Source organism: Flavobacterium labens, assembly GCF_048286755.1.
Lineage (GTDB): Bacteria > Bacteroidota > Bacteroidia > Flavobacteriales > Flavobacteriaceae > Flavobacterium.
Map to the genome: position 1 here is coordinate 1,112,829 of NZ_JBLVPL010000001.1, position 22,473 is coordinate 1,135,301.

Here is a 22,473-nt window from a genome sequence, read left to right on the forward strand (position 1 = left end):
ATTATAAAACGATGATAAAAAATTTCAAATGGTTATTATTTGCTTCTTTAGCATTTATAGCGTGTGATAGTGAGGAAGAGGTAGCAGTAGACGCTAATTCATCTGATGGAACCCCCTTAACTTCAGGTACGGCAACAGTGTCCAAGTACGTAGCGCTTGGTGATTCTTATGCAGCTGGTTTTAGTGATAATGCCTTGTTTATTGAAGCTCAGAAAGGTTCTTATGCAAATGTTATTTCGCAACAGTTTGCTTTGGCAGGTGGAGGTGAATTTAAAACGCCTTTGATGGCTGATAATGTGGGTGGTTTGTTGCTTGGTGGAAATGTGATTTCAGGTACGAGACTATTTTTTAATGGTTCGGCGCCTGTTCCTGCAGCGGGAAGACCATCAACAGAGGTTACTACTAAGTTAACAGGTTCTTTTAATAACATGGGGGTACCAGGGGCAAAAAGTTTTCATTTAGTGGCGCCGGGTTATGGAAATGTGGCTGGTGTTGCAACAGGTGCTGCAAATCCTTACTTTGCTCGATTTGCTACATCAGCTTCAACAACTGTACTAGCTGATGCTGTAGCACAAGATCCTACTTTCTTTTCGTTATGGATCGGTGGTAATGATGTATTGTCATATGCTACCTCTGGGGGTATTGGTATGAACCAAACTGGCAATATGAACCCAGCAACCTATGGTAGTAATGATATTACAGATCCATCCGTTTTTGCAAATGTTTATTCAAATGTTGTGAATGCAATGACTGCAAAAGGAGCAAAAGGTGTAGTGGCTAATTTGCCTTATGTGACGGCTTTGCCATATTTCACAACAGTTCCGTACAATCCGGTAGCTTTATCAGCTGCAGCTGCATCACAGTTAAACGCAGGTTATGCAGCTTACAATGGAGGTTTGCAAGCAATGGTTAATGCTAATTTATTGACTGCGGCTGAAGCAACAAGAAGAACAATAAATTTTAAAGCGGGTGCAAATGCAGTAGTAATTGTAGATAGTTATTTAACTAATAGAACCTCTTTTGGTATCCCTTCTTACAGACATGCAACTGCTGAGGATTTAGTTGTCTTACCAGCAAGTAGTTTTATCGGTACATTAGTAGGTGGTAATGCCGCTGCTGTAAATGGAGTATCGGTTCCTCTTGCTGATAACTGGGTTTTGTCAAAAGAAGAGATCGCAGAAGTAAAAGTTGCAACAGATGCATATAACGCGACTATAAAGTCTGTTGCTGATGCAAAAGGATTAGCTTTTGTAGAGTTGAAAGGTGTAACTGATCAATTGGCCAAAGGTGGTATAGTATATAACGGTTATACAACAACTTCTACTTTTGTAACTGGAGGGATGTTCTCTTTAGATGGTGTTCATCCAAGTCCAAGAGGGTATGCAATTATTGCAAACTTATTTACTGACGCTATTAATGCAAAATTTGGTTCAAATTTTAAAAATGTCAATGTAGGTACATACCGTATATTATACCCTGCCTCATTATAAAATTTTATATAAAATGATATTTTAAAGACCACTTACACCTTGTAAGTGGTCTTACTTTTTTTAAGAATAATGCTGTCTTTTCTCTTTTTCAAAGTCATTTGTGGAGTATCTACTAAAAATATCCTTTTTTTATAAAAAAATAATTGATTTTATATTTTAAAAAATTATCTTTGCGCTCTGAAAAAAGCATTTAATCGATACGTTTCGGTTGGTACTATTTCATAAACCTAAATAGCTATTTAATAAATACATAAGTAATGTCAAAAGTAATAGGAAAAGTTGCCCAGATCATTGGACCAGTAGTTGATGTAGTTTTCAACGGTAAGGATGTTGAACTTCCAAAAATTTATGATTCGTTAGAAATCACAAAAAAAGATGGTACTTTATTAGTACTTGAAGTACAATCTCACATTGGTGAAAACACAGTACGTACCATTTCGATGGACTCAACAGATGGTTTGAGTAGAGGTTATGAAGTAGTTGGAACAGGAAATCCTATCCAAATGCCAATCGGTGCCGATGTTTACGGTCGTTTATTCAACGTAATTGGAGATGCAATTGATGGTTTAGGTGATTTACCAAAAACAGGAGAAAACGGTATGTCTATTCACAGACAAGCGCCAAAATTCGAAGATTTATCTACTTCTTCTGAAGTTTTATTCACAGGTATTAAAGTAATCGATTTAATTGAGCCTTACTCAAAAGGGGGTAAAATTGGATTGTTCGGTGGTGCTGGTGTTGGTAAAACAGTATTGATTCAGGAATTAATCAACAATATTGCAAAAGGTCACGGTGGACTTTCAGTATTCGCAGGAGTAGGAGAAAGAACACGTGAAGGGAATGACTTACTTCGTGAGATGTTAGAGTCAGGAATTATAAAATACGGGGATGAATTCATGCACTCTATGGAAAATGGAGGATGGGATTTATCTAAAGTTGATATGCCAGGAATGAGAGAGTCTAAAGCTACTTTCGTTTTCGGACAAATGAATGAGCCTCCAGGAGCTCGTGCTCGTGTAGCACTTTCTGGATTATCTATTGCAGAATATTTCCGTGATGGAGCAGGAACTGATCAAGGTAAAGATGTATTGTTCTTCGTGGATAATATCTTCCGTTTTACTCAAGCTGGTTCTGAGGTTTCGGCACTTTTAGGTCGTATGCCATCTGCGGTAGGGTACCAACCAACATTGGCTACTGAAATGGGTGCGATGCAAGAGCGTATTACATCTACAAACAAAGGTTCTATTACATCTGTACAAGCGGTTTACGTTCCGGCGGATGATTTAACTGACCCGGCTCCGGCTACAACTTTTGCTCACCTTGATGCTACTACTGTATTGTCTCGTAAAATTGCTGAGTTAGGTATTTATCCTGCAGTTGATCCATTGGATTCAACTTCAAGAATTCTTACTCCTCAAATTTTAGGTGATGAGCACTATGACTGTGCACAAAGAGTAAAAGAAATTTTACAAAAATACAAACAATTACAAGATATCATCGCGATCCTTGGTATGGAAGAATTATCAGAAGATGATAAATTAGCCGTTTCAAGAGCACGTCGTGTACAACGTTTCTTATCTCAACCTTTCCACGTTGCTGAGCAATTTACAGGATTAAAAGGAGTTTTAGTTGATATCAAAGATACTATCAAAGGATTTAATATGATTATTGACGGTGAATTAGATCACTTGCCAGAATCAGCTTTTAACCTTAAAGGTACTATTGAAGAAGCTATCGAAGCTGGAGAAAAAATGTTAGCGGAAGCTTAAAATTAGTTTAAAAGTTTAAAGTTTAAAGTTCATTCGTAACTTTAAACTTTAAACTTTTAAATTTTCAAACTACAAAAATATGTTATTAGAAATAGTATCACCAGAAGCAAAATTATTTTCAGCAGAAGTAACTTCGGTTACATTGCCAGGAGTTGATGGAAGCTTTCAGATTTTGAATAACCACGCGCCAATAGTTTCTATCTTAGGAAAAGGTGTCGTGAAAATTACAGCTTCTGATTTTGCTTTTGCAAAAGAAGTAGCAGGTAAATTCACGAAGTTAGATGCTCAAAATTATACGCTGGCTATCAATTCAGGTACAATTGAAATGAAAGACAATAAAGTTATTATTTTAGCTGACTAAAGTAATCTTGATCATAAAAAATGAAAGCCTCACAATTTGTGAGGCTTTTTTTATGTCCAGTCCCAAAGAATGATATTCCAAACAATCTCATCTTCTTGATAAGTGTCAATTGTTTTGAACCCAACGGCTTCGTGTGCTTGCATGGAGCGAAGGTTTATAGCGGCAACTTCGGTGATTAAAAAATCAAATTCATTGTACAGTTCCTCTTTGTAAAAATGATAAAGCCCTCTGAATACTCCTTGTTTTCTATAGTTTTTATCTACACAAATTTGCCCCATTACAACATAGGTTTTGTCTTTTGGTACTAATTCATCGATTCTTTCAAACATGGGTATAAGAACCTCAATTTCGTTCCTAAAGCTAGAAAGCATTACCAATGCAAAACCTACTACGATATCATTGTCTTTGGCGATAATATGTGCGCAAGCGTAATTCATTTGTTCTAATAAGGCAATGGAGTGTTGTACCGTAACAAATCCTTCTTGAAGTTTTTCTTCAGAACTTATATTCTGAGAGCTGTTTTGTAATTGTAGTGTTCTGATTTGTTCCAGTTCGTCTAGAGTTGACGCTTTTTTATAAAGTATACGTTTCATTTGATTTTACTGATCACGGATTAATGAATGGTATTTTACTATCTGTAATTATAAAATTAGGAAATCTTTGATTATACGAAATGGATTTAGATTTTATTTTTCGCTTAATTTTAAATTCATTTCGGCATAATACTTTTCATTGTATTTTGATGCAATTACAAGTGCTCCAGAAATTAGAATAAGATTTTTAATTATGTATTGCCCAGCCAAAGTAGGGCAATAAGGAAATGCATCAAAACAGATTGTTTTTAGAATAAAAATAGGAAAAAAGGTGGCTGCCATATGCATTAATAATAATACAATTGTATAAGGGATAAAGCGTTTTATGAGCAAGCCAAGACCTATAAGTACTTCGCAAACACCAAGAATTGGAATGAATATTTCAGGTTCAAACCAATATACGGTTTGTTCTACTAATTCGCCGGCAGGACTCATACCGAAAATTTTCAACGCACCAAACCAAACGTAAACTATTGCCAGAGAAATTCGCATCATATTGACACTGTATTTTTCCATTTTTTTACTGAAAATAAAATAGAAAGTATTGAATGTCTGTTTCATTATTAAAGGGATTTAATGGATTTTTAAGTTTTGGTTTTGTTTTAGAATTATTATTCTATTTAAATTTAGGTTGTGATAAATAAAAAAGCCTAACAGGTTTCCAACGTCTGTTAGGCTTGAGCTGATAAAGAATTTTTAAACAAACCATTAAAACAAAGTATCAACTTAATTATTTTATGTTATTCGGCACCATCAGTAAGGGCTCTTGATACAGCAAAACCACCTACTTTTTCGCCTAATTCTAGTCCTTTTTCACAATCGCTTCTATAGTGAATGCATCCAAACATTCTAGAATCCGAAGCTTCTTTTGCCATAGCTACAAAACTTTGTGCTTTTACAGGAACTAGATGTGATAAAACGACACTAGCCGCACCGCTGAAGGTGGAGTGTCCTGATACATAGGAAGGGAAATTAGGGGTTCCTGTTAATGTTTTTATAGACGGATCTACTTGTGACGGTCTTGGGTTAAAGTACGTGTATTTTGCATCCCAACAGCTAATAGCCGCATCCATCATAGCAATATTTAATAAAGCAAGATTTCTCGCCCATCGTACTTCACTATAATTTAGTGCTACAAATGACTCAGATGCAATTGCATTCCAGTGTCCGGGTGGCGTATAAGTTCCTACACCATCAGCCCAGAAGGTTACGATTTGCATGTTCTTTCTGGTGGCATTTTTTCCATAGCTTTTTACTTCGGCTAATTCCTTTGCAAATTGTTCTGATTTTATAGATGGCGGTGGAACTGGGCGACTGGCAACAACCATTTCAGGAGTCATTAAGAATGATTTTACTTTTCCAAATAATGGTAACATTGGAGGTCTTGCAGGTACATCTAGTGATTTCCAAGGCGTTTCTCCATTGGCAGCAGTTTGAGTTTCCAGTTGAGTCCAAAGCGCTTGATTGCCTATAGCTGCTCCAGTTCCATCAGAAGCCGCTCTTGCGATAAATTTGCCTGCAATTTTTCTGCCTAAAATAATTCCTGCATCAACATCACTTCGAACATTGGCACCACTGATAATGCGATATAATTTTTGTTCCTCTGCCTTTTCTTGTATGTAAGCAATTTCTGTTGGGAATAATAATTTTAATAATTCAACCGTAACTCCTGCTAAAACAGCATCTTCAGAGGGATAAGAAGGTAAGGTACTTTTTGGAATTAAAACCGGTAAAGTAGCATCAACCGTAAAAGGTGCAGCTCTATTATATAGTTTTTTATAATGCCAAGTTGCAATCATCGCATCGTATTGCGCCGCACTTACATAAGCATAAGCTCTAGCTGCGTATGGAGGATTTGAAAAAGGAAATTCGGGATTCGCAAATGGACTTGCCGCAGATGGTGCAGGATAAGTTCCGTCTTCATTTTGATACGGCGGACGATTGTGTCTTGCTACTAATGTTCGCATGATTTCATTCCAACGTAAAACACCACCGGCACTCCAGTATTTTATTATTTTTTTCTGCTCTGGCGTTATACTTGCCTGATAACTTTTTATTTCGTTAATTTCTCTTGTAAATGCAGCTGCGGTAGTTGCTATTGGCGGATCCAAAGAAAATTCATTTGGTGTAGTCAATAAGAATGTTTTCCAAGTCCCTGCTAATTCGTCTGTATTGGCTGGATTCAGTTGAGGAAATTGTTCGTTGCGTTCTGTTAACTCGTCACTACAAGAATAGTTCAACGTAAGAAACAAAACCAAAAGACTGTTATAGGCTATTTTTTGTATTTTATTTTTCATTTTCTTGTGTTGCTTTTTTTAAATTAAGGATATAAAATAAACCACCATAAAAGGTATTTGATTGTCCAACATTTCTACCTTCGGTAACAAAATTATAGCCTCCAATAATAGATAATGCGGGTATTTTTCTGAGCGTGTATTTAGTATTTACCCCTACTTTTAATGCATTCATAGTATTGCTTGGAAAAGGCATGTTATTTTTAGTAATGTCAAATCCTCCAGATTGCGTAACCCAGTTATCAAGTACTGCTTCGGCGATTAATCTATTGGAACGATATCCTATTCTGTAGTTTACCGAAATAGCGTCTGGCATATTCACTTCATTCGTGTAATGTATTTCGTCTGTATAATAGGAATTTCGGTCAATGGTTATATTGGATCTTTTTACATACGCTCCAGATAGCGTGGTAAAAAAACGACCTCTTTGATAATCACCCATCAATCGTAAAGACGCTGTCTTGCTTTTTAGACCAAGACTTAAGGGTAAATAATCAGCTGAATAATTAGAAACCGGAGCCGAAAGGCCTCCTAAAGCATATAAAGAGTAGGTGGCTTTTCCAATTGTTTTTTCAAAAGGCATGTATTTTATCGTTAACGATAGATCTTGCAGTCCTTTTTGACCTTCCATTGTTCCTGCAGAAGCTTTTGTTTCTAAATAAGGAAGACTGAAAATGATATTCAATTTATCAGAAACACCATAGTTTCCATTTAAGGTAATTGATTTTGTAGAAACAGTACCCAGATTAAGATTTTCTCTTTTAAAGGTTCCTTCCCAATATTCGTCCCAGCTGCTATGTTGGTATACAGCTCCAAAACAAAAATTGTTTTTGCTCATCATAATTCCATCAATCTCTGTTTGAGCATTTATAAATAAAGGTGCCAACAGCAGGCAACTAAGATAAAATTTTTTCATTAAAAAATGGTTTTTTTGTTAGTGGTTTGGTATTTTATTGTTTAAAAGTGTGTTGTTTCTATTATTGTTACTGTAACTAATTTTAAAATCTGGTTGATATACCAATGTTAATGGTATAATCAGCAAATGCGGCGTCGCCCTGAACATGAGTTCCTGTTTTTACAGAATTTTCTTTGTCGGTCACACTTTGCGTACGGTTGCGAACCACTGCAAACGGTACTGATGCAAACACGACAACTTTTTTATACTCATAGTTCACAGAAGGTTCTACTGACCAGATATAACCCGGACGACGGAAATCTCCACTTCCGCCCACAAGATCATTCACAGGAATTCCTTCTAATCGTGCACCTGCGGCTATAGACAATCCTTTTACTTGATTTACTGAATAATTAAAACCAGCTCTAAACATGTATTGATCTGGCACACTCATAATCGCTTCGTTAGCAAGTCGCGATGCTAATGTTTCTCGATATGTACGAGTTCCATTTTGTTCACGTGGATTTATTAAGTAATAGAAATTACCGTAAACGCCAAAATTTTCTATGAAGTTGTAGAATGCATTTACTTCAAAAGTAAATCCGGTACCGCCGTCTCCTAACTGGATGGATTGATCTACGGGACGCAATTCTTTTGTTCCGTTTGGACCTACATTGTAAAAATAATCTTTGTAGTTGTAATCACCGGTTGGTAATTTTATCCCTAATCCTAGTTGCATGTTTCCTTTTGTACTTTTTGCGGGGTCTAACATCCATCTATAAGCTGCAAATCTAATATCGCCAATACCAAACGAGCTTGTAGAATTACGTTCTCTTTTTACGTAAGTGCCATTTACTAATCCATGTTCGTACAACGAAGAACGAACATTGTTTGAAATGGGAAGATCGACCATAACAGACCAACGGTTGTTTAATATTCTCGTCAATGAAAGATTGAAAACGGAAGTGTAATTGATAACTTCTGTTTTTTGCACTAATCTGTCTTTGTTTTCCTCTGTTCCAGAAAAGTGTCTGAATGATCTAAAATAGCGACCGCTGCTGGCGAATTGCCATCCTGAAACATTAGTGCTGTCGGCATGAATCGACATGCAACTTGTCGCATTACCTTTGATCGCTACACATCCTTGTGCGGATAAATTTTGGGTGTTAAAAGCAATTGTAAGGAATAGAATAAAAATACAAACGGATTGTAAAGTGGATAAATTTTTCAATTTTTGGTTTTTTGAATGGTTAATGATATAAAATAGGCCCGTAGCAACTTCTTCCGAAAAGAAGGTTGGTGTAAAATAATAATGGTTGTTGGATTGGTAGTGTCGCTTTAAAACAAGATTTACTGTTGGCTTTTGCCAAAAAATTTCGTTGGATTTACAAGGCGAAATGGATAGATTAAAGGTTGACTTTGAAATAAAGAACTTTTTTATAAATCCAAATTTGAATTTGTAAATCCATTTAAGTCATGATTCTGAAAGCTAGTTGTACAAAATATACCAGAATAGAAATGCAAAATAAGCCTACGAAATCATTCACAAAAAGTGAATTCAGAAAATACAAAAGACTATTTTGCATTTTTAACGGGCATAATTTCTACTAAAAGAATGTAATAAATGTACAGGTTTAGCTAAAAAGCAATCATGATTATCTTGACTTTACAAATGCCAGATAAAAGCGAATGATTCCACTAAAATGAAAGAAGATTTAAACGAAATCGGGTGGAGAATACGATAAGGAAATGTATCCGGAATCTAACGCCTGGTTTGGCATAATGATAGATTCACTTGAAAGTACAGTTGTTTTTGGAGAAAAATCTACACAAACAGCACTATTTGCTACATAATCTTTTAAGAAAGATTTTAGTAGTTTTTTGACTGGAGACTCTTTTGATGAGGATCCGTTGAATAATTGATTGTCAACAATATCTTTTAAATCCTGACTTATTGCATCTTGATGTGAATTACGCAGGTAATATAAGCTAAGTATGTTGTTTTGAATTCTTTTCTTGAAAATGTGATAACTTTTGTTGTTGATAACCACATCTTCATTCACGTACTCAAAGTCAGTATCTTCGATAAAGGAGTATAAAGTTGCATTTAATTGGATTACTTGAAACTCTGAGTCGTGTTTTTTTTCCATAGAAGATACCCACGCTTGCTCTTCTTGATAAGCAAACATCAGATAGTATCCCATCACGTTGTAGAACAACGTTACTATTAGAAAAAGTGATGCAATTCGTTTCATATTTGCCGAAAGTAGAAAACTATTTCATTGGTTAACATCTTCGATATTAATTTTAAGTTTTTTTTAACATAATTTTATGAAATAAATAAATCGAAACCGTTTTCGGAAAAAATTATAAGTATTTTTTTAATTGCTTTAATTCAAATGTTAATTTGTAATAGAATTGTTTTTTTGGTGAACAAGTTGAATGTCGTTTTGAAGAAATGAGTTTTAATTATTTTTAAAATTTGATAAAAAAACTAACAAATAGTTCTCAAAATCCATAAACCAAAAAAGATGCTTATTTTTGTGGACTATGAAACAATTCCCAGAAAATTTATCCGCAAAACTTGAAATTCGAAAGCAGCATAATGCCTTGCGAAAATTACCTTTGTCAAGTAAAAAGATTGATTTTTCTTCCAATGATTACTTGGGTTTCTCACAATCAGAAATTATTTTTAAGGAAACGCATCAGCATTTAATTGCCAACGGAATCATTCAAAACGGAGCAACCGGTTCCCGATTATTATCGGGTAACCATAAACTGTATCAAGAAACAGAAGACTTTATTGCCAGTTTCCACCAATCACAAACAGCGTTAATTTTTAACTCAGGTTATGATGCCAATATTGGTTTCTTTAGTGCTGTTCCACAAAAAGGAGATTTAATTTTATACGATGAATTGTGTCATGCTTCTATTCGGGACGGAATTCAACTGTCGAATGCGAAAGCTTACAAGTTCAATCATAATGATTTTGAAGACTTAGAAAAATTAATTTTAAGGAATCCAAATACCATTATTTATATCGTCACCGAATCTGTTTTTTCAATGGATGGAGATTGTCCGAATCTGGAAGAATTGGTTTCGGTTTCAACTAAGCACAATCGTTATCTTGTTGTTGATGAAGCGCATGCTTTGGGTGTTTTTGGTTCGTCAGGAGAAGGATTCGTTCAGATGCTGGGGTTGCAAAATCACGTTTTTGCCCGAATTATGACTTTCGGGAAAGGATTGGGATGTCATGGAGCCGCGATTTTAGGTTCGGTTGAATTGAGGGACTATTTAATAAATTTCTCCCGAAGTTTTATTTATACCACAGGGCTTTCGCCACATTCCGTTGCCACGATTTTGGTTGCTTATCAGCATTTAAAACAGGATTCGGCTCCAATTTTAAAATTAAGAGAAAACATTGTTTTTTTTAATCAGCAGAAAAATCTGTTGAGTTTAAAGCCACTTTTTGTTCGAAGCAAATCGGCGATACAATCTGCCATTATTCCAGGAAATGAAAAAGTTAAAATAATTGCTAACCAATTGCAGGAAAAAGGATTTGATGTAAAAGCCATTCTTTCGCCATCCGTTCCAGAAGGACAGGAAAGACTGCGTTTGTGTTTACACAGTTATAATTCGCATGAGGAAATCTCGGAAGTCTTGCAATTGTTGAGTACTTTTGTTTTTTAAAGAAATTATGGAAGAAAACACTTTTCAAAAAATAGCGACTTTTCAATATTCCTCTGAAGCAATTATCTTCAAAGGAAAATTAGAATCCGAGGGTATTGAAGTATTTATGCGCGACAATAATACAGTAGATTCAAATCCATTATACAGTAATGCTGTAGGAGGTGTCAAGCTTTTTGTTAAAAATGATGATTTTGAAAAAGCAACCGACATTTTTTCAAATATTAGTCAGTATTCATTAGATGATAACGAAAAATTGAAAAAATGTCCAAAATGTGGAGCAGAACAAATAGATTTGGTTACTTCTATCAAGGATTTAAAATCATTTTTAGTATTTCTTTTGTCTCTTTTTTTAGTTGCATTACCATTTTATTCTACGCATAAATTCAAATGCGATAATTGTAAATTTGAATTTAAATAAATTTTAAAAAAATCCGTGACAATCAGTTAAATCTGTGTCATCCGTGTGCCAAACTTATGAAACTATTTATAACAGGAATTGGAACCGATGTAGGTAAGACCATTGCATCAGCCATTATTACAGAAGCTTTAGAAGCTGATTATTGGAAACCTGTTCAAGCAGGCGATTTAGAAAATTCTGATAGTCATAAAGTCAAATCATTTTTGTCTAATGAAAAAACGGTGATTCATCCCAATAGCTATGCTTTGAATACACCGGCGAGTCCACATCTTGCCGCTGAACTAGACAGGATTACTATTGATTTAAAGAAGTTCATCGAACCTAAAACAGATAATCATTTGGTTATTGAAGGAGCGGGAGGCGTTTTTGTTCCTTTAAATTCAAGTGATTGTGTAATTGATTTGATTCAGCCCGATTATAAAGTAATTGTGGTTTCCCGACATTATTTAGGAAGTATCAATCATACTTTATTGACCATTGAAGCCTTACAAAGTAGAAAAATAGCAATTGCTGGAATAGTTTTCTCCGGAGATGAAAATAAAGCGACAGAGAAAATAATCTTGAGTAAAACTAGCATCAAATGTATTGGAAGGATAGTACAAGAACCCTATTTTGACCAAAATGTAATCAAAGAATATGCTGATTTGTTTCGGGAACAGTTACTGACTTTATAAAAAATAAGAATTAAGAGTAAAGAATTCAGATTTGTTTTTTACGTTTTTCTCGCTTCTTGTAGCTTGCTTCTTTTATCTTTGCAAAATGAATTTAACAGAAAGAGACGGTCAATATCTTTGGCATCCGTATACCCAACACAAAACTGCAGCGTTACCAATTGCAATTAAAAAAGGAAAAGGTGCTTTGCTTTGGGATGAAAACAATAAAGAATATATTGATGCAATCGCCTCTTGGTGGGTGAATCCGTACGGACATTCAAATACATTTATAGCCGATGCGATTTACAAACAACTCACGACATTAGAACACGTGTTGTTTGGTGGATTTACACATGAACCCGCTATATTAGTAGCGGAGAAGTTGATTGAAATTTTACCAAAAAACCAACAAAAGATATTCTTTTCTGATAATGGTTCTACAGCAGTTGAAGTCGCTATTAAAGTGGCGTTACAGTACTTTTTCAATAGAGGTGAAAAGAGAACGACAATAATTGCTTTCGAAAATGCATTTCACGGCGACACTTTTGGCGCTATGGCAGCAAGTGGAATCTCGTTTTTTATAGAAGCTTTTCAAGGAATGTTTATTGATGTGGTTCGGATTCCAGTTCCGGTGAAAGGACAGGAGCAGGAAAGTTACGATGCTTTACAATCGGTTATAAAAAATCACAATTGTGCTGGTTTTATTTTTGAGCCATTGGTTCAAGGAGCGGCAGGAATGGTGATGTACGAACCAGAATCGTTAGATAAATTGATGCGAATTTGTCAGGAGAATAATGTACTTACCATTGCGGATGAAGTGATGACAGGCTTTGGAAAAACTGGAAAAACTTTTGCAACGGATTATTTGTTGGAAAAACCAGATATGATGTGCTTGTCTAAAGCATTAACTGGAGGGACTATTCCTATGGCGATTACGACTTTTACGCAGGATTTATTTGATGCTTTTTATGATGACGACATTAATAAAGCGTTGTTTCATGGGCATACATTTACAGCAAATCCAACAGGTTGTGCTGCTGCTTTGGCTAGTTTAGACTTGTTGCAAACCGATGAAATGCAAGCGAATATAGTTCGTGTCAATCACAGACATTTGGAGTTTGAAGAACGCGTGAAAAATCATCCAAAAGTAACTACAACAAGAGTGCTCGGAGTCATTTTTGCTTTGGAAATAAAAACCGAAAGTTCAGCGAGTTACTATGGAACTTTGCGCAATAAACTGTATGATTTTTTTATCGAAAACGGAGTAATTCTGCGTCCGGTTGGTAATATTGTCTACATTTTGCCTCCTTACATTATTACGGATGAGCAGTTGCAAAAAGTATATCAAGTAGTCGAAAATGCTTTAGAAATAGTTTAAATTCGCATAAATTTTTTCACAGAAATTCAGAGAAAAAAACGAATGCACACAAGGTTTTTCTTTGTTAATCTTGGTGCAATAAAATTAAATATCTTGTCAACAATAATCTCCATAACTGCCATAGCTTCCATTTCTCCATTGGGTACTGACTCAAAAATAATTTGGGAAAACTATCTCCAGGACGACCATTGTTTTACCGAACATGTTTTAGACAGTAAGAAAACTTTCGTTGCTAAGTTGAACAATGATTCGAAAGAAGTTATTGATGCTCTACAAAATTCAGATAATAAATATAAGTCTTTAGATAAATCGGTTTTGTATGCGATGGCAGCTTCGCGAAAAGCGATAAACAATGCGGGTTGGACACAAAACGATATTTTTGGGATTAATATTGGTTCGTCTCGTGGTGCAACAGATTTATTTGAAAAACACTATCAGGAGTATTTAAAAACTGGAAAAGCACAAACTTTGGCCTCTCCAACGACTACTTTGGGAAATATTTCTTCTTGGGTTGCCCATGATTTACAAAGTTGTGGACCTGAAATCTCACATTCTATAACTTGTTCTACTGCTTTACATGCCGTGTTGAACGGCGTGGCGTGGCTTCGAGGCGGAATGGCCGATAAATTTCTTGTTGGTGGTAGTGAAGCGCCTTTAACTGATTTTACGATTGCCCAAATGCGCGCTTTAAAAATTTATTCGAACAGTACAGAAAAATATCCGAATCGCGCACTTGATTTGGAAAAAAAGCAAAATACCATGATTCTTGGTGAAGGTGCCGGCGTTTGTTGTCTCGAAATAGGAAAAAAAGAAAACGCATTAGCTTACATTGAAGGAATTGGTTATGCAACAGAGATATTGGAACATAATATTTCTATTTCGGCAGAAGCTACCTGCTTCCAAAAATCAATGAAAATGGCATTGCATAATACTGATTTGTCTGATGTGGATGTCATTGTCATGCATGCTCCGGGAACCATAAAAGGTGATTTGACAGAATATAAAGCGATAGAAAAAATCTTTGGCGAAAGCCTTCCTTTATTGACTACCAATAAATGGAAAATTGGGCACACTTTTGGCGCTTCGGGAATATTGAGTATGGAACTCGCTATATTGATGATGCGACACAATAGATTTATCGGAGTTCCTTTTGTGGAAGCACAAAAACAAACAAAACCGATTAAAAAAGTGTTGATCAATGCCGTAGGTTTTGGTGGAAATGCAGTGAGCTTGCTTTTGAGTTTGTAATTTTTTGTAATTATTTTATTCCTCTTGTAAATTCTCCAACTCTTTAATTTTTTCATAAACCAAATTGCTTTCGAATCCTTTGCGCAGTAGATAATCACAGCATTTTTTCCGTTTTTTTATCAAATTAACTTCTCGCACGGATTCCCAGTTTTTTTCTGCCAGCGAATGAAAAGTCGATAAATATTCCTCTGTTGAGATTTCTTTTAGTGCCAGATTTATATTGTATGGTGTAATTTTTCGAAATTTCAATTCGTTTACAATTCTGATTTTTCCCCAAAATTTGATGCGGTGTTTTCCTCTTGCGAAACTGCAGGCAAAACGGCTTTCATTCAGAAAATTATCTTTGATAAGATGTACTAAAACAGTGTCAATTTCATCAGAATCCATTTTCATGCTTCGTAACTTCTGCACGACTTCTTCATGACAGCGCTCCTGATAAGCGCAATAATGCTCTAGTTTATTAATGGCTTCTTTTATAGAGTAAACTGAGTTCATTAGTGGGGTTTCTGGTTTTTATTACTTAAGCGAAATTAATTATAATGGTTGTTAATTACGCATTAAAAATATAATTTTTAAAGCAATAGTATTGCAGTTAAGCCCACAAGGGTTTGTCTCTGTGACTATTGAAAGTATAAATATTTCTTTTTTGATAGTTTTCTTTCTTTATAAACGCAAGTATGTATTACGTCGATTATTTTGACTGATAATCGATAAAATTTCATTTCATTTAAAAAAGTAACTCATATTGTACAAATCGGTTTTTCGATACATACACACTGTAATATGGTTCTTTAATGCCGTATTTAAACAATTGAATTTACAAATAATACCACATGAATAAAGCTTTACATACCCCAATGTCAAAAATAATTTTTACCGTTTTATTTTTTTTAATCACTCAATTTTCTAACGCGCAAACAGTGACAGTGAATACTACTGGTGCAGGTACTTTTGTGGTTCCTTGTGATGTAACTTCTATAACAGTAAGAGCTTGGGGAGCAGGAGGAGCAGGAGGAGGTTCTCGAAACGCTGGTGATAGTGGTGATGGAGGAGGAGCTGGAGGATATTCCATGGGAACTTTTACAGTGTCAGCGGGTCAAAATATAGCCTATGTTGTTGGTACTGGTGGTGTAGGAAGCACTAATGATGGAACAAATGGAGGAAATACAACTATTATTGGTTTAGGTTTAGCTGCTAATGGTGGTACTGGCGGAAATCGTAATGGCGGAACTATTTCGGGTATAGGCGGAACTGCTTCTGGAGGCACAGTAAATACTTCTGGCGCAAATGGAGCCATTGGAGGAGGCAACACTGGCGGTAATGGGGGTGCTGCGCCTAACGGTGGTATTGGTGGTGCTGGAGTTTCAAATGGAAATGGAGGAAATGGAGTTGCCCCAGGTGGCGGCGGCGGCGGCGGCGAAAGAGGTAACACTGGCGGGAATAGATCTGGAGGTGATGGCGGTAACGGTCGAATAGAAATTACCTATACATCTACTTTTCAATCGTATTGTTTGCCTAATTTTAATAATGGTGTAGAGCCAATAACTAATGTTACGTTTGCTGGCATTAATAATAACACTACTAATGCATTGGGAGGACTTAGTTTGGAAAGCTTCTGTGTCACTGGCTCTGTTGTTCAAGGGTCAGTGTCAAATGTTATTTCTGTAAAAGGGAATACTGATGGTAATTTTACGGAATTTATAAAAGTATATATTGATTGGGATCAAAATGGTGTTTTTGGAAATGCGACTAATGAAATATATGATTTAGGAACAATTACTAACTCTACAGGAGTTGATTCTAAATTTGCTACAGCTAATATATCTGTACCGGTTACAGCTATCATTGGTAATACTAAAATGCGGGTTATGAAAACATACGCTGTTGCAAATTCTAATAATACTTGTTTTAGTGGGAATGATTGGGGACAAGCTGAGGATTATCTAATAAGAGTTACAGCTCCGCCTACAATAACCTCATTTTCACCAATTTCAGTTTGCCAAGGTTCGACTTTTACAATAATAGGAACTAATTTTATAGCAGTAACTAATGTTACGGTAAATAATATAGCGGTTTCATCTTTTACTGTAAATTCAAGCACGAGTATCACCGCTACTGTCGCTTCATCTGGTACCAGTGGATTGGTGCGTGTTACTAATGTTTATGGAAGTGCTACAAGTACAGGAACCCTTACTGTAATTGAATTACCAACTGCGCCAACATTTTTGCTAATGGATATTATTCATCCTGATTGTGCTTCCGCTACGGGAAGCGTAACTTTGAATAGTTTGCCGTCAACAGGTACTTGGTCCATTATTGCTAGTCCAAATACTGTGGGCTTGACAGGATTAACAGGTACGGGTGGAGGTAAGACAACTGTTGCAGGCTTGGTAGCGGGGACAACTTATACTTTTACGGTTTCAAATAGCACTTGTACATCTTTGGCTTCAAATAATGTGGTGATAAATCCCATTGTAACTGATACATGGAATGGAACTGCATGGTCAACTGGATCACTTCCAACAAGCACACAAAAAATTGTTTTTTCAGGAAATTTTAATCAGGATGTGGATTTAGTAGGCTGTTCTTGTATAGTTACCGGAAGTGCAGCTGTTACAATTAGAGAAAACCGGACATTGTTTATTACTAATGAAGTTCAAGTAGTAGGAGGAGGAGTTCTGACTCTTGAGAATAATGCAAGTTTGGTTCAGGATAATAATAGTGCATTGAACGTTGGGAATATACAATACAAACGCAAGACTACTATAATTAATAAGTTTGACTATACGTACTGGTCTTCTCCTGTTTTTAATCAAAGACTATTGGACGTGTCTCCTAATACATTGTTTGACAAGTTTTTTTCCTTTAATGCAAGTACAGATACATGGCAACAAGAGAGTACGGCTAATTCAATGTTACCGGGGAAGGGGTACATTATTCGAGGTCCCCAATTTTTCCCTTCGCCAAATCCGCCATCTGGGATACACGAAGCTACTTTTACGGGGCGTCCAAATAACGGTGTTATTGGAATTGCAATTCCGTTTATAAGTTCTGAAACATCAAATCTTTTAGGGAATCCATATCCTTCGGCTATAGATGCTGACTTGTTCTTAGCGGCGAATAATTTAATTTTAGATGGGACACTTTATTTTTGGACACATAACTCACCGCCAAGTAATGCTATTCCTGGTGATGCAACCTATAACTATACTTCTAATGACTATGCTTCTTATAACGGTGTTGGGGGTACGGCAACATTACCTGCATTGAGCGGAGGGGTAACTCCATCGGGGAAAATTGCAGCAGGACAAGCTTTTTTTGCAACAGGTATAGCTGCTGGTACAGCGGTATTCAACAATGGTATGCGCGTGTCTGGTGGTGCTTTAGGACTGAATAATTCTCAGTTTTTTAAGACAAATAATACAAAGTCAAAAGTGACTAACTCAGTCGATAAACACCGTATTTGGCTTAATTTGACTAACACACAAGGAGCTTTCAAACAAACTTTGCTTGGTTATGTTACAAATGCTACTAATGGATTAGATAAGGCTTTTGATGGGCAGAGTTTTGATGGGAATGAGTTTATAGATTTTTATAGCATCAATGACGATAAAAATTTGACAATACAAGGAAGAACATTGCCATTTGATAAAAACGATGAGGTAGCATTGGGCTATAGTTCTACAATTGAAGGTGTATTTTCGATAAGTATTGATCAAGTGGATGGAATATTAGCTTCTGAAGATGTTTTTATTGAAGATAAAACAACCAATACAATTAAAAACCTTAAAGAAGGAGCATATAATTTTTCAACAAAAGCAGGGTCTTTTAACGATCGTTTTGTTTTGCGTTATGTAGATAAAACTTTGGGTACAGGAGATTTTGAATCAGCAGATAATAAAATTATAATTTCTGTCAAAAATAAACAGATAAAAATTGACTCTCCAAATGAAACAATTGATAAAGTTTTAATTTTTGACCTTCTTGGAAAACAAATATACAGAAAGATAAGTGTTGGAAATAATGAACAGATAATATCTAATTTATCCTCCATTGAACAAGCTTTAATTATAAAAGTTGTATTGCAAAATGGTCAAACAGTTTCTAAGAAAATTATATTTTAAAATAGCTTAAACGGTATAATTTTAATAATTTGTTATGAATGGTGGTATTTTAAGGTTTTGTAAAACAGCTTTTTAACGAATAAAAAGGTCTGTTGACGATTTTATTGTGTCTCTTTAATTTATTTTAATAGGTTTGAATAACCTACAATAATAATATATTTTGAACCCAAATTGATGAATTACTATTATGAAAATACTTTTACATAAATACTTTTATTTAATTTTCGTAACTACAACTTTCTTTTGCTTTACCTCTCTTTATGCACAATGTCCTGCAACCGGATCTTATAATATAAGTTCAAGCCAAAATTGGAGTAGTATAGCAGGGATTGGCACTTGTAATTCCTCGTTGGTAACGACTAATAGTACCTTTGTTGGAAATGTATCAATTAATTACTCTGGAGCGAATAACATCTTAAATTTCAATGTTAATAACCTTACTATCAACGGAAATTTAGTTATCACTAGTACGTCAAATGGAAATGTTTTCAATATTGCAGCTAACACCACGCTTACCATTATAGGAAATTTAGGGGATGCTGCTAATAATAATATTCAATATTTTTTACAACCTGGTGCAGTTTTAATAGTTACCGGAACCATTTATGGAAAAAATGGTAACACTGTTGGGGGTACAGGTGGAACGTTATCCGCTGGTAATTTAGACTTCCAAGGGGATTTCAATTGTGCTTCTGGCGGGTGTCCTGTTATAAATACGAGTACGTGCATAGAGTCAGGTACAGTTTGTACTTCGAATAATAATACGCAAATATGTACCACTAATTATGGAGGAGTAGTTAATAGTGATCAAGTTTCATGTTCAGGTTTTAATCCCGCTCCTATAACTGCTAGCGGTTTTTCAGGAAGAATACTTCGCTGGGAGGCAAGTATTAACGGTACTACGTGGACTGGAATCAATAGTGTTAGTGCTACTTATGACCCACCAGCAATAACAAGCACTACTTATTATAGAGTTGTTATATTGAATACAATTTCGGGCTCTTGTATTTCCTATTCAACGGTTGCTAGAGCTGTAGTGGGCTCTAATTCTGTTGGAACTCCTTCGGTTTCGCCTACAGTATGCGTTAGTACACCTTTACCTCAGATTACACATACAACTACTGGAGCTACAGGAATTGCTAATAATGGCATTTCGGGGGCTAATGGACTTCCAGCAGGAGTAAGCGCAGCTTGGGCAGCAAATTCAATTACAATTAGCGGAACTCCTACTGTGTCAGGAACGTTCAATTATAGTATTCCATTAACTGGTGGATGTGGAACAGCTTTAAATGCTACAGGTACTATAGTTGTAACTTCAAACAAAACCGTTAGTGTGGCATCTTCGAATCCTATTGTATGTATTGGGTCGCTAATGTCAAATATTAATCATACAACAGTAGGCGCTACAGGAATTGCTAATAATGGTCTTTCAGGAGCTAATGGTCTTCCTGCCGGAGTAAACGCGGTTTGGTCAGGAAATATAATTACAATTAGTGGAACTCCCACTGAATCAGGTTTATTTAATTATAGTATTCCTTTATTAGGAGGCTGTGGTACAGTGAATGCGATAGGAACAATAACAGTTAATGCAAATCTTGCTCCTGGCGTAAGTATCATTGCATCTCCATCTGGTATAATTTGTCCAGGGACGAGTGTGACATTTACCGCAACACCAACAAACGGAGGAATACCTACCTACCAATGGCAAAATGGTGGAGTTGATATACTGGGAGCTACCAATCCTACATATACTTCGACAACGCTTTTAAATAACGATGTGATTACAGTAAGAATGATTTCTAATGCAGCTTGTGCATCAACTTTACCAGTTTTATCAAATGCAGTAACAATTACTTCTAAGATAAATAGATGGAATGGAACAGCGTGGTCAACTGGTTTACCACCAATAATTTCAGAACAAATTATTTTTGAAGGAAATTTTAATCAGAATGTTGATTTAGTAGGTTGCTCTTGTTTAGTGACAGGGACTGCAGCCGTTACAATTAGAGAGAATAGAACCTTATTTATCACTAATGGAGTTTCAGTTTCAGGTAGTGCTGCCTTAATATTTGAGAACAATGCAAGTTTGGTTCAGGATAATAATAGTGCATTGAACGTTGGGAATATACAATACAAACGTCGAACAAATATTATCAGCAAATTTGACTATACGTACTGGTCTTCTCCTGTTTTTAATCAAAGACTATTAAATGTATCTCCTAATACATTGTTTGATAAGTTTTTTTCCTTTAATGCAAGTACAGATACTTGGCAACAAGAGAATACGGCAAATTTAATGGAGGTAGGAAGAGGATATATTATTCGAGGCCCTCAGTTTTTCCCTGCTCCTAATCCGCCATCTGGGATACACGAAGCTACTTTTACAGGACGTCCAAATAACGGTGTTATTGGAATTCCAATTCCGTTTATAAGTTCTGAAACATCGAATCTTATAGGGAATCCATATCCTTCGGCTATAGATGCTGACTTGTTTTTAGCGGCGAATAATTTAATTTTAGATGGGACACTTTATTTTTGGACACATAATTCACCGCCAAGTAATGCTATTCCTGGTGATGCAATCTATAATTACACTTCTAATGACTATGCTTCTTATAACGGTGTTGGGGGTACGGCAACATTACCCGCTTACTTGGGAGGGGTAATTCCATCGGGGAAAATTGCAGCAGGACAAGCTTTTTTTGCAACAGGTATAGCTGCTGGTACAGCGGTATTCAACAATGGTATGCGCGTGTCTGGTGGTGCTTTAGGACTGAATAATTCTCAGTTTTTTAAGACAAATAATACAAAGTCAAAAGTGACTAACTCAGTCGATAAACACCGTATTTGGCTTAATTTAACTAACACACAAGGCGCTTTTAAGCAAATGCTAGTTGGCTATGTTACAAATGCTACTAATGGATTCGATAAGGCTTATGATGGGCAGAGTTTTGATGGGAATGAGTTTGTAGATTTTTATAGCATCAATGATGACAAAAACTTGACAATACAAGGAAGAGCATTGCCATTTGATAAAAACGATGAGGTAGCATTGGGCTATAGTTCTACTATTGAAGGTGCTTTTTCAATAAGTATTGATAAAGTGGATGGGATATTAGCTTCTGAAGATGTTTTTATTGAAGATAAAATGACTAATAGTGTTAAAAATCTTAAAGAAGGAGCTTATAATTTTGAAACACAAAAAGGAACATTTAATAATCGTTTTGTATTGCGTTTTACACAAAAAACGTTAGGAACGAACAAAGTTGGTGGATTTGATAATTCGGTTTTAATTTCAAAAGATAAAAATGACTTAAAAATAAAATCAGAACTCGAAAGTATAAAACGCATCACAGTTTTTGATTTACTTGGAAGAAAAGTATTTGATAAAGAAGCGATAAACAGTAATGAACTTAGCATTTCAAATAGTACTTTGAATAAACAAATAGTAATAGTCAAAGTAATATTGACCAATGGAAATGTAATCTCTAAAAAAGTCATTTATTAGAAACATTATAATGATTTCATAACAGTATTTTAAGACCCATCCTTATTTTGTT

17 protein-coding genes are annotated in these 22,473 nt (G+C 35.5%); 10 read left to right on the forward strand and 7 right to left on the reverse strand.

Annotated elements, in window-relative coordinates; genetic code table 11:
* The first annotated feature begins 11 nt into the window (after window positions 1-11).
* The 3 genes from ACNQF8_RS04900 to ACNQF8_RS04910 all read left to right on the forward strand — a co-directional run bounded on the left by ACNQF8_RS04900 (window position 12) and on the right by ACNQF8_RS04910 (window position 3,620).
* Window positions 12-1,490: an SGNH/GDSL hydrolase family protein gene (locus ACNQF8_RS04900; RefSeq protein ID WP_417951029.1), complete on the forward strand. Its 1,479-nt coding sequence runs from the start codon at window positions 12-14 to the stop codon at window positions 1,488-1,490.
* 257 nt (window positions 1,491-1,747) lie between these two features.
* On the forward strand, window positions 1,748-3,259 hold the full coding sequence (atpD, locus tag ACNQF8_RS04905; protein ID WP_417951030.1) for a F0F1 ATP synthase subunit beta: 1,512 nt from the start codon (window positions 1,748-1,750) through the stop codon (window positions 3,257-3,259).
* 79 nt (window positions 3,260-3,338) lie between these two features.
* Window positions 3,339-3,620 (forward strand): FoF1 ATP synthase subunit delta/epsilon, encoded by a 282-nt coding sequence (locus ACNQF8_RS04910; RefSeq protein WP_099713839.1) that lies wholly within the window; start codon window positions 3,339-3,341, stop codon window positions 3,618-3,620.
* Window positions 3,621-3,670: 50 nt separating this feature from the next.
* On the opposite strand, the gene ACNQF8_RS04915 is transcribed toward ACNQF8_RS04910, so the two are convergent.
* The 6 genes from ACNQF8_RS04915 to ACNQF8_RS04940 all read right to left on the reverse strand — a co-directional run bounded on the left by ACNQF8_RS04915 (window position 3,671) and on the right by ACNQF8_RS04940 (window position 9,657).
* Window positions 3,671-4,213, reverse strand: a complete 543-nt coding sequence (locus tag ACNQF8_RS04915) for a GNAT family N-acetyltransferase (protein ID WP_417951031.1) — start codon at window positions 4,211-4,213, stop codon at window positions 3,671-3,673.
* Window positions 4,214-4,306: 93 nt separating this feature from the next.
* On the reverse strand, window positions 4,307-4,774 hold the full coding sequence (locus tag ACNQF8_RS04920) for a DoxX family membrane protein (protein ID WP_417951032.1): 468 nt from the start codon (window positions 4,772-4,774) through the stop codon (window positions 4,307-4,309).
* A 179-nt stretch (window positions 4,775-4,953) separates the two neighbouring features.
* The gene (locus ACNQF8_RS04925; RefSeq protein ID WP_417952978.1) at window positions 4,954-6,510 is read right to left on the reverse strand and encodes a vanadium-dependent haloperoxidase; all 1,557 of its coding nucleotides are present in this window, start codon (window positions 6,508-6,510) and stop codon (window positions 4,954-4,956) included.
* Window positions 6,500-7,423: a hypothetical protein gene (locus tag ACNQF8_RS04930; RefSeq protein ID WP_417952979.1), complete on the reverse strand. Its 924-nt coding sequence runs from the start codon at window positions 7,421-7,423 to the stop codon at window positions 6,500-6,502. Before ACNQF8_RS04930 ends, ACNQF8_RS04925 begins: the two co-directional genes overlap by 11 nt.
* Window positions 7,424-7,505: 82 nt before the next feature.
* On the reverse strand, window positions 7,506-8,633 hold the full coding sequence (locus ACNQF8_RS04935) for a hypothetical protein (protein WP_417951035.1): 1,128 nt from the start codon (window positions 8,631-8,633) through the stop codon (window positions 7,506-7,508).
* Window positions 8,634-9,117: 484 nt separating this feature from the next.
* The gene (locus tag ACNQF8_RS04940) at window positions 9,118-9,657 is read right to left on the reverse strand and encodes a hypothetical protein (RefSeq protein ID WP_417951036.1); all 540 of its coding nucleotides are present in this window, start codon (window positions 9,655-9,657) and stop codon (window positions 9,118-9,120) included.
* Between the two features lie 295 nt (window positions 9,658-9,952).
* Here ACNQF8_RS04940 and ACNQF8_RS04945 point away from each other — a divergent pair, with 295 nt between their 5' ends.
* The 5 genes from ACNQF8_RS04945 to ACNQF8_RS04965 all read left to right on the forward strand — a co-directional run bounded on the left by ACNQF8_RS04945 (window position 9,953) and on the right by ACNQF8_RS04965 (window position 14,789).
* Entirely contained in the window at window positions 9,953-11,092 is a 1,140-nt protein-coding gene (locus ACNQF8_RS04945; protein WP_417952980.1) for an aminotransferase class I/II-fold pyridoxal phosphate-dependent enzyme, read from the forward strand.
* A 7-nt stretch (window positions 11,093-11,099) separates the two neighbouring features.
* The gene (locus ACNQF8_RS04950) at window positions 11,100-11,510 is read left to right on the forward strand and encodes a putative signal transducing protein (RefSeq protein ID WP_417951038.1); all 411 of its coding nucleotides are present in this window, start codon (window positions 11,100-11,102) and stop codon (window positions 11,508-11,510) included.
* A gap of 56 nt (window positions 11,511-11,566) precedes the next feature.
* Window positions 11,567-12,184 (forward strand): dethiobiotin synthase, encoded by a 618-nt coding sequence (gene bioD, locus ACNQF8_RS04955; RefSeq protein ID WP_417952981.1) that lies wholly within the window; start codon window positions 11,567-11,569, stop codon window positions 12,182-12,184.
* 85 nt (window positions 12,185-12,269) lie between these two features.
* On the forward strand, window positions 12,270-13,541 hold the full coding sequence (gene bioA, locus ACNQF8_RS04960; protein ID WP_417951040.1) for an adenosylmethionine--8-amino-7-oxononanoate transaminase: 1,272 nt from the start codon (window positions 12,270-12,272) through the stop codon (window positions 13,539-13,541).
* A gap of 93 nt (window positions 13,542-13,634) precedes the next feature.
* The gene (locus ACNQF8_RS04965) at window positions 13,635-14,789 is read left to right on the forward strand and encodes a beta-ketoacyl synthase N-terminal-like domain-containing protein (RefSeq protein WP_417952982.1); all 1,155 of its coding nucleotides are present in this window, start codon (window positions 13,635-13,637) and stop codon (window positions 14,787-14,789) included.
* 15 nt (window positions 14,790-14,804) lie between these two features.
* Here the strand turns inward: ACNQF8_RS04965 and ACNQF8_RS04970 are convergent, their stop codons facing one another.
* Window positions 14,805-15,284 carry a regulatory protein RecX gene (locus ACNQF8_RS04970; RefSeq protein WP_417951042.1) on the reverse strand — a complete coding sequence of 160 codons (480 nt, stop codon included), beginning with the start codon at window positions 15,282-15,284 and terminating at the stop codon, window positions 14,805-14,807.
* A gap of 338 nt (window positions 15,285-15,622) precedes the next feature.
* Here ACNQF8_RS04970 and ACNQF8_RS04975 point away from each other — a divergent pair, with 338 nt between their 5' ends.
* Together ACNQF8_RS04975 and ACNQF8_RS04980 are read left to right on the forward strand one after the other, a co-directional pair.
* Window positions 15,623-18,913 carry a T9SS sorting signal type C domain-containing protein gene (locus ACNQF8_RS04975; RefSeq protein ID WP_417951043.1) on the forward strand — a complete coding sequence of 1,097 codons (3,291 nt, stop codon included), beginning with the start codon at window positions 15,623-15,625 and terminating at the stop codon, window positions 18,911-18,913.
* A gap of 187 nt (window positions 18,914-19,100) precedes the next feature.
* Window positions 19,101-22,421, forward strand: a complete 3,321-nt coding sequence (locus ACNQF8_RS04980; RefSeq protein ID WP_417952983.1) for a T9SS sorting signal type C domain-containing protein — start codon at window positions 19,101-19,103, stop codon at window positions 22,419-22,421.
* Window positions 22,422-22,473: the final 52 nt, after the last annotated feature.